The sequence below is a fragment of the Mesorhizobium sp. LNJC394B00 genome, assembly GCF_000502555.1.
In the GTDB taxonomy this organism is placed as follows: Bacteria; Pseudomonadota; Alphaproteobacteria; order Rhizobiales; family Rhizobiaceae; genus Mesorhizobium.
On record NZ_AYWH01000002.1, the window covers coordinates 1,520,357 to 1,536,297 of the forward strand.

14 protein-coding genes are annotated in these 15,941 nt (G+C 63.5%); 7 read left to right on the top strand and 7 right to left on the bottom strand.

Going from position 1 to position 15,941, the window contains the following annotated elements; translation table 11 throughout:
- Positions 1-13: 13 nt before the first annotated feature.
- The 3 genes from X751_RS152460 (at position 14) to X751_RS152450 (ending at position 2,948) form a co-directional block, all read left to right on the top strand.
- Complete coding sequence (locus X751_RS152460) at positions 14-1,027, top strand: substrate-binding domain-containing protein (RefSeq protein WP_023682113.1); 1,014 nt, start codon at positions 14-16, stop codon at positions 1,025-1,027.
- An 86-nt stretch (positions 1,028-1,113) separates the two neighbouring features.
- On the top strand, positions 1,114-1,911 hold the full coding sequence (locus X751_RS152455) for an ATP-binding cassette domain-containing protein (RefSeq protein ID WP_023668308.1): 798 nt from the start codon (positions 1,114-1,116) through the stop codon (positions 1,909-1,911).
- A complete protein-coding gene (locus X751_RS152450; protein WP_023682111.1) occupies positions 1,908-2,948 on the top strand; it encodes an ABC transporter permease in 1,041 nt (346 codons plus the stop codon). The genes X751_RS152455 and X751_RS152450 overlap by 4 nt, the downstream gene beginning before the upstream one ends.
- Before the next feature lie 318 nt (positions 2,949-3,266).
- Here X751_RS152450 and X751_RS152445 read toward each other — a convergent pair whose 3' ends face one another.
- Both X751_RS152445 and X751_RS152440 read right to left on the bottom strand, forming a co-directional pair.
- Complete coding sequence (locus X751_RS152445) at positions 3,267-6,008, bottom strand: UvrD-helicase domain-containing protein (RefSeq protein ID WP_023744621.1); 2,742 nt, start codon at positions 6,006-6,008, stop codon at positions 3,267-3,269.
- An 80-nt stretch (positions 6,009-6,088) separates the two neighbouring features.
- The gene (locus tag X751_RS152440; RefSeq protein WP_023744622.1) at positions 6,089-6,925 is read right to left on the bottom strand and encodes a DUF2059 domain-containing protein; all 837 of its coding nucleotides are present in this window, start codon (positions 6,923-6,925) and stop codon (positions 6,089-6,091) included.
- A 269-nt stretch (positions 6,926-7,194) separates the two neighbouring features.
- Here X751_RS152440 and X751_RS152435 point away from each other — a divergent pair, with 269 nt between their 5' ends.
- Positions 7,195-9,507, top strand: a complete 2,313-nt coding sequence (locus tag X751_RS152435; RefSeq protein ID WP_023744623.1) for a glucose/quinate/shikimate family membrane-bound PQQ-dependent dehydrogenase — start codon at positions 7,195-7,197, stop codon at positions 9,505-9,507.
- 12 nt (positions 9,508-9,519) lie between these two features.
- Here the strand turns inward: X751_RS152435 and X751_RS1000000166955 are convergent, their stop codons facing one another.
- Positions 9,520-10,020: a hypothetical protein gene (locus tag X751_RS1000000166955; RefSeq protein WP_155923825.1), complete on the bottom strand. Its 501-nt coding sequence runs from the start codon at positions 10,018-10,020 to the stop codon at positions 9,520-9,522.
- A 135-nt stretch (positions 10,021-10,155) separates the two neighbouring features.
- On the opposite strand from X751_RS1000000166955, the gene X751_RS152430 reads away from it, so the two are divergent.
- On the top strand, positions 10,156-11,061 hold the full coding sequence (locus X751_RS152430) for a dienelactone hydrolase family protein (protein WP_023705527.1): 906 nt from the start codon (positions 10,156-10,158) through the stop codon (positions 11,059-11,061).
- Positions 11,062-11,064: 3 nt separating this feature from the next.
- Here the strand turns inward: X751_RS152430 and X751_RS152425 are convergent, their stop codons facing one another.
- The 4 genes from X751_RS152425 to X751_RS152410 form a co-directional block, all read right to left on the bottom strand.
- A complete protein-coding gene (locus X751_RS152425) occupies positions 11,065-11,514 on the bottom strand; it encodes a response regulator (RefSeq protein ID WP_023668313.1) in 450 nt (149 codons plus the stop codon).
- Positions 11,511-12,659 (bottom strand): histidine kinase dimerization/phosphoacceptor domain -containing protein, encoded by a 1,149-nt coding sequence (locus tag X751_RS152420; protein ID WP_023744624.1) that lies wholly within the window; start codon positions 12,657-12,659, stop codon positions 11,511-11,513. The genes X751_RS152425 and X751_RS152420 overlap by 4 nt, the downstream gene beginning before the upstream one ends.
- A 259-nt stretch (positions 12,660-12,918) precedes the next feature.
- A complete protein-coding gene (locus tag X751_RS152415; RefSeq protein ID WP_013531006.1) occupies positions 12,919-13,116 on the bottom strand; it encodes a hypothetical protein in 198 nt (65 codons plus the stop codon).
- A 146-nt stretch (positions 13,117-13,262) separates the two neighbouring features.
- The gene (locus X751_RS152410; RefSeq protein ID WP_023714755.1) at positions 13,263-13,748 is read right to left on the bottom strand and encodes a thioesterase family protein; all 486 of its coding nucleotides are present in this window, start codon (positions 13,746-13,748) and stop codon (positions 13,263-13,265) included.
- A 223-nt stretch (positions 13,749-13,971) separates the two neighbouring features.
- On the opposite strand from X751_RS152410, the gene X751_RS152405 reads away from it, so the two are divergent.
- Both X751_RS152405 and X751_RS17640 read left to right on the top strand, forming a co-directional pair.
- Positions 13,972-15,381: an FAD-linked oxidase C-terminal domain-containing protein gene (locus tag X751_RS152405; protein ID WP_023714754.1), complete on the top strand. Its 1,410-nt coding sequence runs from the start codon at positions 13,972-13,974 to the stop codon at positions 15,379-15,381.
- Positions 15,382-15,446: 65 nt separating this feature from the next.
- Positions 15,447-15,881 (top strand): hypothetical protein, encoded by a 435-nt coding sequence (locus X751_RS17640; protein WP_156936375.1) that lies wholly within the window; start codon positions 15,447-15,449, stop codon positions 15,879-15,881.
- Positions 15,882-15,941 lie beyond the last annotated feature (60 nt).

Here is a 15,941-nt window from a genome sequence, read left to right on the forward strand (position 1 = left end):
GGGAGGAACGTGCATGAGCATCGCAATGAGAACGACACTTCTGCGCTCGACCGTCGTGGCCGCCGCCACGGCGCTGTGCGCTGCCATCTCCACTCTGCCGGCGCAGGCGCTCGACGCCCAGTGGTGCAAGGATGTCCACATCCGCTTTTTCGTCGGCGGCGCCGAGGGCGACGCTTTCGGCACCATCGTCTACAATGGCGCCAAGCAGGCGGCGTCCGATCTCGGACCCAAGGTCGACTACATCTTCTCGCAGTGGGACGTCGAGAAGATGGTTCAGCAATTGCGCGAGGCCGTCGCCGTGAAGCCCAACGGCATTGCCATGATGGGCCATCCCGGCGACGCCGCGATCATGCCGCTGGCCGAACAGGCGCACAAGGACGGCATCAAGATGATGTACCAGAACGTGCCGGTGCCGACGGTGGTGGCTGCGTTCGGCGGCGGCTATGTCGGCGCCCAGCAGGAGCAGCAGGGCCGCGCGCTCGGCGTCGAAGCGTTCAAGCTCGGCAATCTCAAGTCCGGCGACAAGGCGATCATGATCGGCCCGTTCGAGAACGAGGCCCGCGGCGCGCGCGAGCGCGGCACGGTGGCAGCACTCAAGGAAGCCGGCGTCGAGGTCATCCAGCTGTCGTCGCCGCCGAGCGGCGAATGGGCGTCCGACCCCAATCTGGCGATACCGGTGATCACCGCGGCCCTGCTCAACAATCCCGACGTCAAGGCGGTCGGCTATCCCGGCGGCCAGATGCTGGGCAACGTCGCCACCTACATGCAGGCGGCGGGGCGCAAGCCGGGCGACATCTTCAATTTCGGCTTCGACACCAGCCCGCAGATCGTCGAGGCGTTCAAGGGCGGCTGGGTGCAACTGACGGCCGATCAGCAGCCGTTTCTGCAAGGCTATCTGCCGATCCTCAGCCTTTGCCAGCAGGTGGTGCTGGGCCTGGCGCCGATGAATGTCGACACTGGCGCCGGCTTCGTCACGCCGCAGAATTACGAGATCGTCGCCGAGCTCGCCAAGCAGGCGCTGCGCTGACCTCCCAAACTGCCGGCTGGGCGCAAGCCCGGCCGGCAGGACCGCCGGCACCAGGCCGGGATGATACCACAGGAGCGAGGATCGCCATGGCCGAACGCATCATCGAACTGCGCGACATCAGCAAATCCTATGGCCAGGTCTATGCGCTGGGCGGGGTCAATCTCTCGGTCGACCGCGGCGAGGTGGTTGGCCTGATCGGCGACAATGGCGCCGGCAAATCGACGCTGATCAAGATCCTGTCCGGCGTCGTCAAGCCGACCAGCGGCGAGATCCTGGTGCGCGGCAAGCCGGTGACCGGCTGGAGTGCGGCACGCTCGCGCGACGCCGGCATCGAGACGGTCTTCCAGGACCGGGCGCTGGCCGTGCAGCAGACCATCGTGCGCAACATCTTCATGGGCCGCGAACTCACCGGCTTCATGGGCTTTCTGAAGGTCAATAAAGAGATAGAGGAGGCGAGCCGGCTGATGCGCGAGATCGGCTTTACCTCGAAAGTGTTCACGCCGCATTCGATCGTCGGCCAGCTCTCCGGCGGCGAACGCCAGGGCGTGGCGATCGCGCGCGCCATCTACAAGCAGGCCGAGCTGATCATCCTTGACGAGCCGACGACGGCGCTGTCGCTGACCGAGACCGCCAAGGTCTTCCATTTCGTGCGCCAGGTGCGGGCGAGCGGCCGTTCGATCCTGTTCATCGGCCACAACATCCACCATGTCTTCGACATCGCCGACCGCTTCGTGGTGATTGACCGCGGCAAGGTGGCGCTGACCGCCGATCGCACCGAGGTCAAGTCGGCCGAAGAGCTGATCAATTTCATGGAAGACGTTGCGCATCCCGGAGGATTGCCGGGGCTGCACGAGGCCGGCGACGCGGAGAGGGCAGCACGATGAGCAAGACCATGGAACCCGATCTGCAGAGCCCGCTCGGCGGCAAGGCGGCCCGGCCTGAGTGGAAGCACCCGTCCGACCATTGGCTGCGCGGTTTCGTCATCGACAACCGCGCAGCGCTCGGCACGCTCGCCGTGTTCATCATCATGATGGCGGCGTTCCTGATCGCCAACCCGACCGTGTTCACCACCTGGTATCTCTACAGATCCGTGCTGACCACGCTGCCGGTTGCCCTGTTCGTGGTGGTGCCGCTGGTCTTCGTCGTCACCTGCGGCGAGATCGACCTGTCGTTTCCCGCAACCATGGGCTTTGCCTCCTGGGTGTTCGCGCTGGTGGTGCAGGCCGGCTACGATCCGTTTCTCGGCATCGCAGCGGCGATTCTCACCGGCACGCTGCTCGGCTTTCTCGTCGGATCCCTGGTCGTTTATGGCGGGCTGTCGTCGCTGATCGCCACCCTCGGCATGAATTTCCTGCTGCGGGGACTGATCCAGATCATCAACGAGGGCAGATCGACGGCATTGACCGGTCTCAGCGACAGCTGGGCGTACACCATCTTCTCCGGTCAGGTGTGGGGTTTTCCGGTACAGGTCTTATGGGCACTCGCCTTCGTCATTTTTTCGGCAATGCTCTACAACCGGCACCGCTTCGGCGCGCAGGTGAGGGTCGTCGGCGACAACCCCGACAGCGCCCAGCAAATGGGCATCGACGTCAAGCGTGTGCGGGTGAAAGTGTTCATCTTCACCGGCATCGGGGCCGCGATCGCCGGCACGTTTTCGGTGATGATCAACTTCACCTGGTGGCCGACCGCGGGCGACGGCTATCTCTTGCCGGTGCTGGCTTCGGTGTTCGTCGGCGGCACGCCGACCTGGGGCGGCATCGGTACGGTTGCCGGTGGAGCGATCGGCGCGGTCACCGTGTCGTTCATCCAGACCGGCGTCGTGGCGGCGGGCCTGAGCGGCTTCTACGTCCAGTTCTTCAACGGGCTGATCATCATCCTGTCGCTGCTGGGGCACAAGTGGAACCAGGCGCGGTACAGGTGAGGGGCGGGCTAAATTGACGGGGACGCTCATGTTGCGGACCGCATGCCCCGACGACTGGGCAGACGCCCGTCGCTTCGTCATTCTAAGGCGGAGCAGGAGCGAAGCTCCGTCGCGTAGACCCTGGAATCCATTCCGCGACCTTGGCGTGCAGCTGCGCAGGATTCCGCACCGTGGCAACGCGTTGAAGACGCGGGATGGATCCTCGGGTCTACGCTGCGTCGCTACGCTCCTTGCTCCGCCCGTGGATGACGAGGCGGGGAGGGCTCCGCCAGACTACAACAATGTGGTCGCTTGTAGGACAACAGGACAAGCGGGCGCTCACACCGCCGCCACAAACCCGTCCAGCACGCGTTTCTGGCCGGCCTTGTCGAAGTCGATGGTCAGCTTGTTGCCTTCGATGTTGGAGATGTTGCCGTTGCCGAATTTCTGGTGGAAGACGCGGTCGCCGACGCTGAAGGGCGACGGCGTGTCGGCGACGGATTTGGCGACCAGTTCGCCGTCAATGGTGCGGCCTTTGACGCTGGTTCGGCCGGCGCCGTAGCCGGAGTCGGTCTCGCCATAGCCGATGCGCTCGACCTGGTGGCCGGAGCGCGAGCCCCAGTTGCGGTCGGTCGCCTCGGTGCGGTTGGCCTGCGCGCGCTGCCAGCCGGGCGTCGCATAGGTGTTGGAGAAGGCGCCGGATTTTTCCGCGCCGACATTGTCGAAGCGCGAGGCGCCGTAGGGGTTCTGCCGCCCTGCGCCCTGGCCGCCACGGCCCGACGCGAACGAACCGCCGCCATAGGAATTGCCGTAGCCGCCATAGGAGTTGCCGCTTTCGGCGACCTCGACATGGGCTTCCGGCAGTTCGTCCAGAAAGCGCGACGGGATGGTCGACTGCCACAGGCCGTGGATGCGGCGGTTGGAGACGAACCACAGATGCAGGTTCTTCTTGGCCCGGGTCAGGCCGACATAGGCGAGACGGCGCTCTTCCTCCAGGCCGGAGCGGCCGCCTTCGTCCAGCGCGCGTTGGTGCGGGAACAGGCCTTCCTCCCAGCCGGGGAGGAACACGGTCTCGAATTCGAGGCCCTTGGCCGAATGCAGCGTCATGATGTTGACGGCGTCAAGCTCGGCGTTCTGCTCGGCGTCCATGACCAGCGCGACATGCTCGAGGAAGGAGCGCAGCGATTCGTACTCCTCCATCGAGCGGATAAGCTCTTTCAGGTTTTCCAGCCGGCCCGGCGCCTCGACCGAGCGGTCGTTCTTCCACATGTCGGTGTAGCCGCTCTCCTCCAGAATGGTCTCGGCGAGTTCGGTGTGCGGCGTGGTTTCCAGCGCCTTCTGCCAGCGCTCGAAATTGGCCGCCACTTCGCGCAAGGCCGCGCGGGGCTTGGGCTTCAGCTCGTCGCTTTCTGCGAGCTTGGCGGCTGCCTCCAGCATCGGGATGCGCAAGCTCCGCGCCGTGTCGTGGATCTGGCGGATGGTGGCTTCACCCAGGCCGCGCTTGGGGACATTGACGATGCGCTCGAAGGCGAGGTCGTCGGCGCCCTGCGCGACGACGCGGAAGAAGGCCAGTGCATCGCGGATTTCCATGCGCTCATAGAAGCGCGGGCCGCCGATGACGCGGTAGTTGAGGCCGAGCGTGACGAAGCGATCCTCGAATTCGCGCATCTGGAAGGAGGCGCGGACCAGGATGGCCATATCATTGAGCTTGTGCTTGGCACGCTGGTAGGTCTCGATGGTCTCGCCGACGGCGCGCGCCTCCTCCTCGGAATCCCAGGCGGCGTGGACATGCACCTTCTCGTCGTCCTCGGCGACCTTCTCGGTGAACAGCGTCTTGCCGAAGCGGCCCTCATTGTGGGCGATGAGGTGCGAGGCAGTGCCGAGGATGTGCGCGGTCGAGCGATAATTGCGCTCCAGACGGATGATGGTGGCGCCGGGAAAATCCTTGTCGAAGCGCAGGATGTTGTCGACCTCGGCGCCACGCCAGCCATAGATCGATTGGTCGTCGTCGCCGACGCAGCAGATGTTGACTTTGTTTTCGCTCACGGGCCGTTCCGCGCCTGCCGGCGCGGGCCCTCGCAACGGCTCGGACGCCCGGTCGGGCATGCGGCCTTTGGCCGAGCGCGCTTTACCCTCCCCTGGATGGGGAGGGTCGCCGCGAAGCGGCGGGGAGGGGTGACTGGCGCCGGCGCTGCCACCCCCACTCGCGCCGCTACGCGGCGCGACCTCCCCCATCGAGGGGGAGGTAGGTCTTTGCGCCAGCAGCCGCAGCCACATGTATTGCGCGGTGTTGGTGTCCTGGTACTCGTCGACGAGGATGTATTTGAAGCGCTTGTGGTAGTCCTTCAGCACGTCCGGATTGGCGCGGAAGATGCGGATCGGGTGGCAGAGCAGATCGCCGAAGTCGCAGGCGTTCAGCGTCTTCAGCCGCTCCTGATAGGCCTTGTAGAGTTCCCGGCCCTTGCCGTTGGCGAAGCTGCGCGCGTCGCCCTCGGCAATGTCGGCGGGGCCTTGGCCCTTGTTCTTCCAGCCGTCGATCATCTGCGCGAACTGCTTGGCCGGCCAGCGCTTGTCGTCGAGGCCTTCGGCCTGGATCAGCTGCTTGATCAGCCGTACGACATCGTCGGTGTCGAGGATGGTGAAATCGGATTTGAGCCCGGCCAGCTCAGCGTGGCGGCGCAAGAGCTTGACGCCGATGGAGTGGAAGGTGCCGAGCCACGGCATGCCCTCGACGGCTTCGCCGACGAGATGGCCGATGCGCTGCTTCATCTCGCGCGCGGCCTTGTTGGTGAAGGTCACCGCCAGGATCTGCGAGGGGAAAGCCCTGCCGGTGGCCAGGATATGGGCGATGCGGGTGGTCAGCACGCGGGTCTTGCCGGTGCCGGCGCCGGCCAGCACCAGGACCGGGCCTTCGGTGGTTTCCACCGCCAGCCGCTGCTCGGGGTTGAGGCCGTTGAGATAATCGGGCGCGCTGTTGGGTCCGCTGCGGGCCGCCATGGCGCGCGCGGCTATGCCCGACGGGGCCGCGGGCCGCGCATTGGGTTCGTCGAAAAAGGGCATTTCTTCCGCAAAGCCGGACATCTCCCCCGAATGTAGTGATTCGGGAGCGAAAGACCAGAAGTGTCTACGTTTTGTTCTGCTAAAGTGCCCGATACCGCGGCTCAGGCCTTTCGGTAACCGAGCGCGACGAACAATCGATGTCCGAACGAGCGCGCTTCCTCTGTCATCACCATGCCAAAGGCCGTCAGCATCTGGTCGTAATAGCGGCTGCCCGCGGGTGACTCCAGGAATGTCGAGTACAGTCTGAGATCGCCGAGCGGGAGATCCCGGTACGTATAAGCGCTACCCTGCATGGCATTCTGTTCGATGTTCTGGCGAATTTTCACGGATTGCTGACGCACCAGCGCCATGATCTGTTCGTCCGACCGAGGCTTTCCGGCTGCGCCCAGCATCCCCGTAACCATCGCGTAGCTCATGTTCAGCGCTATCGCCTCGCCGGTGTCGACAGCGCTGATATCGTCGATGATCTTGCGGTACAATTCAAGCCGGGCTGGATCCTTGGTCGGAAGCTCGGCGAGGATTTGCTTGCCCTCTGTCTTCTTGCTTTGCCTGCCTTCCGGGCCAGACGACTGAATTTCCAAAGCGGTGACGTGCTTGCCCAACGGGGAAGCGTAAAACGCTGCGAGGTCGGACAGATCGGTGGCCGACAGCCTGTCCGCCATCCGCGATTCGATGGCAGTCTCCATTTTGACTGCGTCGAAGGCGCCTTCCAGCGCGACCGACAAGGCGTCCTGGAAATTTGCCGGTAACGGTTCGGGTATGGATTTCGTGGCTGCGGCGATGCCGGGACCGATGCCCATCAGCATCTCGTGAAAGCCGTTTGCCTTATTGATCTCGCTCAGCGTCTGTGCCGGCGCGGCCACTGTGCCGGCCGTGAGCGCGACGAAGCTACAGAGGACAAGGACTACGCGCGTCAGAGGCGAGGCGAATGACGTCACTCTGGTTGCTCCTGATGGTTGGTCCAAAGCAGACTGCTGGAAAACCCGGATGCCGGCAAGGCGGGATTGCCACCTTGGCGTGTGGCCTCGAAAAACGCCCTGTTACGCAAGAGAGCCTGCGGCATGGCCTTTTGGTTTCGCCGTGGATCGCTCCCCGGCGGCTTGACAGGCACGGCGGCCGGGAGAAGGTTGTACCGCCGGGGGCAGGATTGGCATACCTTTGCCCATGGCCGCGTCGCGGAATGCGCATCAGTCGAAGGAGTATCGTCTTGGCTGTCGTCATCACCTCCCTCATTCTGTTCCTCATCGGCCTCGCACTTGGCGGCGGCGGCGTCTGGCTCGTGATGCTGGGCGGCAGCTGGTACTATGTCATCACCGGTCTCGCCTTCCTGATCGCCGCATGGCTGCTCTTCCGGCGCAAATCGACGGCGCTCTGGCTCTACGCGGCGATCGTGCTCGGCACGCTGGCCTGGGCGGTGTGGGAAATCGGCTTCGACTGGTGGGAACTCGGACCGCGCGGCGGCATCATCGTGCTTCTGGCGCTGTGGCTGCTGACACCTTGGGCAAGGCGGGGCCTGACCGGCCCCGACGCGCGAGCGCCGCTCATTCTGGCCGTGCTCGCTTCGCTCGCCGTCGCCGGTTATTCGATGACGGCCGATCCCAAGGACATCGCCGGCGACCTCAGCGCCGACAAGGTGACGCCGACTGCCGATCTCGGCGGCAATGTGCCTCCGGGCGAATGGCATTTCTACGGCCGTACGCAATTTGGCCAGCGCTATTCGCCGCTCGACCAGATCACGTCCGACAATGTCGCCAAATTGCAGCCGGCCTGGACCTACCAGACCGGCGACGTGAAAGGGCCGGACGATGTCGGCGAAACCACCTACCAGGTGACGCCGCTGAAGGTGGGCGACGCGCTCTATATCTGCACGCCGCACAATTTCGCTATCGCCATCGATGCCGCCACCGGCAAGGAGAAATGGCGTTTCGATCCCAAGATCAAGCTCGACAAGGACCGCCAGCACCAGACCTGCCGCGGCGTGTCCTATTATGCCGATGCCAAGATCGCCGCCGGCCAGCCTTGCGCGACGCGCGTCTATCTGCCGACCTCGGATGCGCGGCTGATCGCGCTCGACGCCGCCAACGGCCAGGTCTGCCCGTCCTTCGCCGAAGCCGGCACGCTCAATTTGTTGACCAACATGCCGTATCCGAGGTCGGGCTATTATTACTCGACCTCGGCGCCGCTGATTGCGGGCGGCAAGATCATCATCGGCGGCGCGGTCAACGACAATTATTCGACGCAAGAGCCGTCCGGCGTCATCCGGGCCTTCGACGTCGACACCGGCGCCCTGGTGTGGAACTGGGATTCCGGCAATCCGGACCAGACAACGCCGCTGGCGGCAGGCCAGACCTACACCCACAACTCGCCCAACATGTGGTCGACGGCAAGCGCCGACGAGAAGCTCGGCTTGCTCTATGTGCCGCTCGGCAACCAGACGCCGGACCAGCTCGGGATGGGCCGCAGCGCCAATGTCGAGAAGTTTTCCTCCTCGATCACCGCGCTCGATCTGGCCACCGGACAAGTGCGCTGGGTGCGGCAGACCGTGCATCACGACCTCTGGGACATGGATGTGCCGGCACAGCCGACCCTGGTCGACATCACCACCGCTGCCGGCGTCGTTCCGGGCCTGGTTGGACCGACCAAGCAGGGCGACCTCTACGTGCTCGACCGGCGCAGCGGCGAGCCGATCATCCCGATCAAGGAAGTGCCGGCGCCGGGCGGCGCTGTCGAGGGCGATCACACGTCGCCGACGCAGCCGGTCTCGGATCTCTCCTTCAATCCGAGGCCGCTGACCGGCGCCGACATGTGGGGCATCACCATGTTCGACCAGCTGGCCTGCCGGATCGAATTCCAGGGCCTGCGCTACGAGGGCCGCTACACCCCGCCATCGGTGCAGGGGTCGCTGGTCTATCCCGGTAATTTCGGCACATTCAACTGGGGCGGCGTCGCCGTCGATCCGGTGCGGCAGGTGATGTTCGGCATGCCGACCTATCTGGCGTTCAAATCGCAGCTCATTCCGCGCGACCAGGTGCCGCCGCCGGATGAGGGGCGCGGCAGCGAGCAGGGGCTGAACCGCAATGAGGGCGCACCCTATGCGGTGGTGATGGGGCCGTTCCTGTCGCCGCTCGGCGTGCCCTGCCAGGCGCCGCCATGGGGCTATGTGGCGGGAGCGGACCTCAGAACCGGCAAGATCGCCTACAAGCACCGCAACGGCACCGTCTACGACATGACGCCGTTGCCCTTGCCGCTGAAGGTCGGTGTTCCCGGCATTGGCGGGCCGATGATCACCGCCGGCGGCGTCGTCTTCCTGGGCGCGGCGGTCGACGACTATCTGCGCGCCTATGACCTGACATCGGGCAAGCAGCTTTGGCAGGCCAGGCTGCCGGCCGGTGGGCAGTCGACGCCGATGACCTACACCGTCGCCGACGGCCGCCAGTTCGTGGTCATCGTCGCCGGCGGCCATGGCTCGGTCGGCACCAAGCCCGGCGACTATGTGATGGCCTATACGCTGCCGAAGTAGCAGCGATGTGACTTAGGTAAGTGATCGGCCCGGCAGATATTCTGTCGCGCCGCCCCTCATCTGCCTGCCGGCATCTATACGGGGAGAAGTGCCCGGCAGGGCGATGAGGGCAGCAGCAGCCTTGGTCAGCTTGCGTAAGAGATGGCCTTTGAGGCTGGGCACGGAGCCCAGTACTTCATTGGTTAGCTGCGGCCCTGTTTCGGCCTGCTGGATCAGCGTGGTGCCGGCCGACGCCGGTCGACGCGGACCTTCACCATCCGAGCGGCGGCTGCGGCAGCAGCGGAGCGCATTGCCAGCAAGGCAGCAACAGCAAGCACGAGCGCGCTTGCAAGGATCGGAGTAGACAAGGTCATGGCGTTGTTCCTTCTCGTCGGGCTCGCCGCTACGAGCGAGACCATCATCAGCTTCCTTCCATATTGTGGCGGCACCATCGACATTCTCTGAAATGACCAAAATGTGATGGGCGCGTTCGGCGGGGCGGCCGCATCGTTCGATGGCGCAAGCGTCACCCATCCGAGACTGGACCGTGCGAGCTTGCACCCTATCTTGATCCGCGAGTCATCCCGGAGTGACCGCGAGGTCATCCCGGAGTGACCGCGAGGTCATCCCGGAGTGACCGTGAGATCATCTCCTAACGAGGAGCACGCCATGACGAAACCCACCGCCGAAGCCGTCAAACCTGCCAAACCTGCCATCACCCAGGCGATGATCGATGCCTATGACGAATACACGCATCTGACGCTCGACCGCCGCCGCTTCATGGAACAGCTGACCAGGCTTGCCGGATCGGGCGCGGCGGCGGCCGCGATCGCGCCGCTGCTTGCGGCGAATTCGGCGCAGGCGGCAATCGTCGCCGACAACGATCAGCGCGTGAAGGCTGAAGATATCACCTATTCCGGCAGCAGCGGTGAGATGAAGGGCTATCTGGTCAGGCCGGCGGACCAGTCCGGCAAGCTCGGCACCGTCATCGTGGTGCATGAGAACAGGGGGCTCAACCCGCATATCAAGGATGTGGCGCGGCGCGTTGCGCTGGAAGGGTTCGTGGCGCTGGCGCCGGATTTCCTGTCGCCGCTCGGCGGCACGCCCGCTGACGAAGACAAGGCGCGCGACATGTTTACCAAGCTCGAAGCCAGCCAGGTCACCGCCGATGGTGTGGCGACCATCGCCTATCTCAAGGGCGAGAAGGACGGCAACGGCAAGGTCGGTGCTGTCGGCTTCTGCTGGGGCGGCGGCACGGTCAACAATCTGGCGGTCAACGCGCCCGATCTCGCCGCCGGCGTCGCCTATTACGGCATGCAGCCGAAGGCCGAGGATGTGGCGAAGATCAAGGCGGCGCTGTTGCTGCACTATGCCGGGCTCGACGAGCGCATCGACGCCGGCATCGATGCCTACAAGAAAGCGCTCGACGCCGCCCATGTCGAATACACGCTCTATGTCTATGACGGCGTCAACCATGCCTTCAACAACGACACCTCGGCCGCGCGCTATGACAAGAAGGCAGCCGATCTCGCCTGGGGCAGGACGATCGCTTTCCTCAAGGAGAAGCTGGCGTAAGCTTCAGGCCGCCGACGACGCCCATACGCTTTCATAGGCCGGCGACAGCGTAAAACCGGCCGGCAGCACCGAGACCGGGGGCGGGCGCCGCACGCCCTCCTGCAGATAGCGCAACGCCGACACCAGTCCGTTCATCGTGTAGGGCTTGGCGATGACGCCGATCGCACCGGCGAAATGGTCGGGGATGCGTTTTGGATTGGCGGTCATGAACACCACCATGGAACGGTTACCCTCGCGGATATGCTCGGCAACCTCGACCCCGGTTGGTCCGTCGGCGAGGTGGATATCGACAAAGGCAATATCGGCATCGGCGGTATCAATCATACCTCTTGCTTCGGCCAACGATGTCGCCCAACCCACAACGCTGTGGCCGGCTTCCTCGACGAGGCTTTCCAGTTCCATCGCCAGCAACGCCTCATCCTCGACGATCAGGACCTTGAGCGGTTCGTTCATGACAGCTTCCCTTTCTGCTGCGGTTCGTTCGGCATCGAGATGACGACCTTTGTGCCCGGGCCGGCGTCGCGCCATTCGATGTCGGCATGCAACTGACGGGCAAGCGACTTGATCAGCCGCATGCCGAAAGAAGCATCGCCACTGGCCTCGGCCATGCCGACGCCGTCATCGGAAACCTCGATGTTGAAGTGGCCGTCGGGCTGGCTCATCTTGATGCCGATGCGCCCCGCGGTGGTGCCGTCCGGCTTTTCCTTGAAGGCATGCTTCAGCGCGTTGGTGACAAGCTCATTGACCATCAAGGCAACAGGCGTGGCTTTTTCGGCCGGAATGACGATGGGTTCGAGGTCCAGCGTCGGCTTGATCTCGGCGCGCCCCGATGCGGTCAGCAGGTCGGTGACCAGATCCCTGGCGAAATCCGAGACATCGAAGCGGCTGACATCCTTTGACTGGTAGAGACGGCGATGCACAGTGCTCAGCGCCTCGATGCGCTCCAGCATGGTGGTCAGGGATCGCTTCGTCGCTTCATCCTTGATTGCCCGGCTTTGCATGATGATCAGCGAGGAGATCATCTGCAGGTTGTTTTTCACCCGATGGTCGACCTCGTGCAGCAGCGTGGTCTGCGCCTCAAGGGCGGCCTCAAGCTCGCGTGTGCGTTCCTTGACAGCCTTTTCAAAACGGTTCTTGTCGGCGGTGATGCGATCCTCCGAGCGCTTGCGATCCGAGACGTCGAGCTGTGAGGCAAAGAAGAACAGGAGTTCGCCTTTGTCGTTGGAAACCGGGCTGATGTAGAGCGCATTCCAGAACGTCGAGCCGTCCTTGCGGTAGTTCAACAGATCGATGGCGATATCGGTTCCCGCTGCTATCGCGTCGCGCACGCTAGCCACAGCTGCCTTGTCTGTCTCTGGCCCCTGCAGGAAGCGGCAGTTCTTGCCCATGACCTCTTCGCGCTCGTAGCCGGTCAGGCGCAGGAACGCGTCATTGGCAAAGACGATCGGATTGTCCGCCTGACGGGGATCGGTGATGACCATCGACATGCGGGTGGCGCGGATGGCGGCCGCGAACGGATCGCCCTTGCCGTGCTCGGCATGCAGATTGTCCGTCATGTGCCATGCGTCGGCCGGTTCCCTGGTCCTTTTCCAGTCCATGCTTTCACTCCAAGCCGTTTTTCAGGGGTCACAACGGCTTAGACGTGGAATTGGTTCAATCTTGATCTTCTTGTCGCAGGCAGCCATTTGCGGAACCGAATCGCCGGTTCCACAACGGATTGAAATAAATGGGTTTGAAGGTTGTCGGATGTAGCCGATTCGCTGAAAGCAGGGCTGGCGCCGACCTATAGAAATGATCAGATCGCAATTGTCCGTGGCGGCGCTCGCCGGTGGCGGCTTTCTCAGAACAGCGGAAACATCAGGCGTGGCCACGCTTCATGCGCGCCTGCTTCAGGATGGCGCGCCAGCGGATCATGTCGAAGGGGATAGGCTCGTTGTTGTTGGCGATGTGGAAGATCTCGTTGTTGACGTTCTTCAACGAGCGCCAGAAATCATAGTCGGTGATGCGCGGATCGGCAGCCAGCCTGTCCACCTCGACCTTAATGTCGGTTTTCATGCACGTTCCTCGAACCGCCTGTTGCCCGCCGCCCGCGTCACAACTCGCATGGCACCGTTCTCAAACGGTCAGCTGAGTCGTTCAATGGCCCAAATGGCTTGTTCACGTTAAAACCTTGGTAAGGTTAACGCGGGCGCGGCAGCGCTTCAAGCGGTCCTGCGGCGAATACCGATCGAACGGCCGGCGCGCTCGGGCATCGGCAGTGCAGAATGGGCGGCGCGCATGGCTTCCACCTTGGCCTGCACATCGGCGGGGAAGGGCGCGACTTTCGGCCCGGACATGTCGACATGCAGCGACAGGGTTTCGGAGGTGGCGGCAAGCCAGCCATCGACATGGCGGATTTCCTGGTAGGCCCGCAGCCGCTTGTCGTCGTGATCGATCAGCTGGAAGGATACGACGACCTTGTGTTCGAGGTGCAGTTCCTGGACATAGCAAACATGGACTTCGGCCGTGTAGATGGTCAGGCGCCGCTCTTTGACATAGTCCAGCCCCATGCCCATCGCCTCGAACGCCTCATCCGACCAGCGGTCGAACAACACGTTGTAATAGGCCATGTTGAGATGGCCGTTGTAGTCGATCCAGTCCTTCTCGATGTCCATCGGTTTGGAAACGAAGGGGGCAGGGATGGGCATGGAAACTTCCTTGTTCTGGTGCTGGACCGAGTTCAGGGGCTGGACAGGGCGTGGACGCTGAGACTAGAGCGGTTCACCGTCTCGCGGAAACGGTGAACCGCTTTAGTTTTTGTTTTGACGCAATCCCGGACGGAAAACCGCTTCACACTTTTCCTGGAATTGCGTCATGTGCATCCATAATCGCATAACAAGCGTGGACGCTGGTCCATTCGCGGAGGAATTCATGGCTCTGAGCGACCTAAATCCGGTCGAACGCAACGAGGAAGGCATCGCCGTCGTGCTCGGCATTCTCAAGCAGCAGCTCGGCGAACGCTTCCAGACCGGCGCGGCGATCCGCTCGCAGCATGCGCACACCACCACCTATATTCCGACGCAGGCGCCGGACGGTGTCGCCTTCCCGGAGACGACGGACGAGGTGCAGGAGATCGTGCGCGCCTGCGCCGCGCACCGCGTGCCGGTCATCGCCTTCGGCGTCGGTTCCTCGCTGGAGGGCCACACCAACGCGCCGGGCGGCGGCATCTCGGTCGACACCTCGCGCATGAACCGCATCCTGGCGGTCAACCCGGAGGATCTCGACTGCACGGTCGAGCCTGGCGTAACGCGCGAGGATTTGAATCGGCACCTGCGCGATACCGGCCTGTTCTTCCCCATCGATCCCGGCGCCAATGCCTCGCTCGGCGGCATGGCGGCAACGCGGGCCTCCGGCACCAATGCGGTGCGCTACGGCACGATGCGCGAGAACGTGCTGTCGCTGACAGCTGTCATGGCTGATGGCGAGACGGTGACGACCGGCAAGCGGGCGAAGAAGAGCTCGGCCGGCTACGATCTGACGCGGCTTCTGGTCGGCTCGGAAGGCACGCTCGGCATCATCACCTCGCTGACCTTGAAGCTGCAAGGCATTCCGCAGGCGATCTCCGGCGGCGTCTGCCCGTTTCCGAGCCTCGAGGCAGCTTGCAACGCGGTGATCGCGACCATCCAGATGGGCATTCCGGTGGCGCGCATCGAACTGGTGAATGGACTGCAGATGCGGGCGATGAAGAATTACTCGAAGCTCGATTACCCCGAGAGCCCGTGCCTGTTCGTCGAGTTCCACGGCAGCGATGCCGGTGTCGCCGAACAGGCCGAAACCTTCGGTGCCATTGCTGAAGACAATGGCGGCGGGCCATTCCTTTGGACCAGCGTCGCCGAGGAGCGCACGAAACTCTGGAAAGCCAGGCACGATGCTTATTGGGCGTCGCTGACGCTACGGCCGGGCGCCAAGGGCCTTTCGACCGATGTCTGCGTGCCGATCTCGCGGCTGGCCGAATGCGTTGCCGAAACCGAGGCCGACATTGCCGAGATGGGCCTGGTTGCGCCGATCGTCGGCCATGCCGGCGACGGCAATTTCCATGTGCTGGTGCTGATGGATGTCAACGACCCCAAAGAGATCGCGCTGGCGGAGAAATTCGTCTCGCGGCTGAACATGCGGGCGATCGCCATGGACGGCACCTGCACCGGCGAACACGGCATCGGCCAGGGCAAGATCGGCTTCCTGCGCCATGAGCTCGGCCATGGTGTCGACATCATGCGCTCCATAAAAAAAGCGCTCGACCCGCAAGACATCATGAACCCAGGCAAGATATTACCTGCATAGCCGAAATGTGAGGAGCGGCAATGGATACCCTGATTATAAGGGCATCGCTTGGCAAGACACTGTTATTGCTGTCGGCCAGCCTCTTCTTTGTCCTGGCCTGCGCTTTCCTGATTTATGTCTCCGAGGACGGCGACACCGCCGGCCTTTGGTGGTGCGTGGCCTTTTTCGGGCTGGTCGCGTTGGTGTTTGCCTGGCAGCTTGTGCGGCCGCAGATTCTGGTGCTGAACGGACAAGGTTTCAGTCTCGGCGGAGGCCTTGTTCGATCGCCCAACCTGGTCCCCTGGAAGGATATCGAAAGCTTCTTCGTCGTCCATCGCCGGCGCAGAATCGGCGATATGATCGGGTACAATTTCGCACCGGGGGTCAAGAAAAGCTCCGTCATGGGCAGCGTGACCAAAAGCCTGGGCGCCGAAGCCGCATTACCCCAGGGCTGGACATTGTCGCCCGAGGAGATGGTGGTGCTGCTGAACGAATATCGCCGACGCGCCATGGCAGGATAGTCTCTTACGCACAGGCCGGACCACGGTCAAAGGCGTCCAAAAATCTCTGCTCTTCCAGAT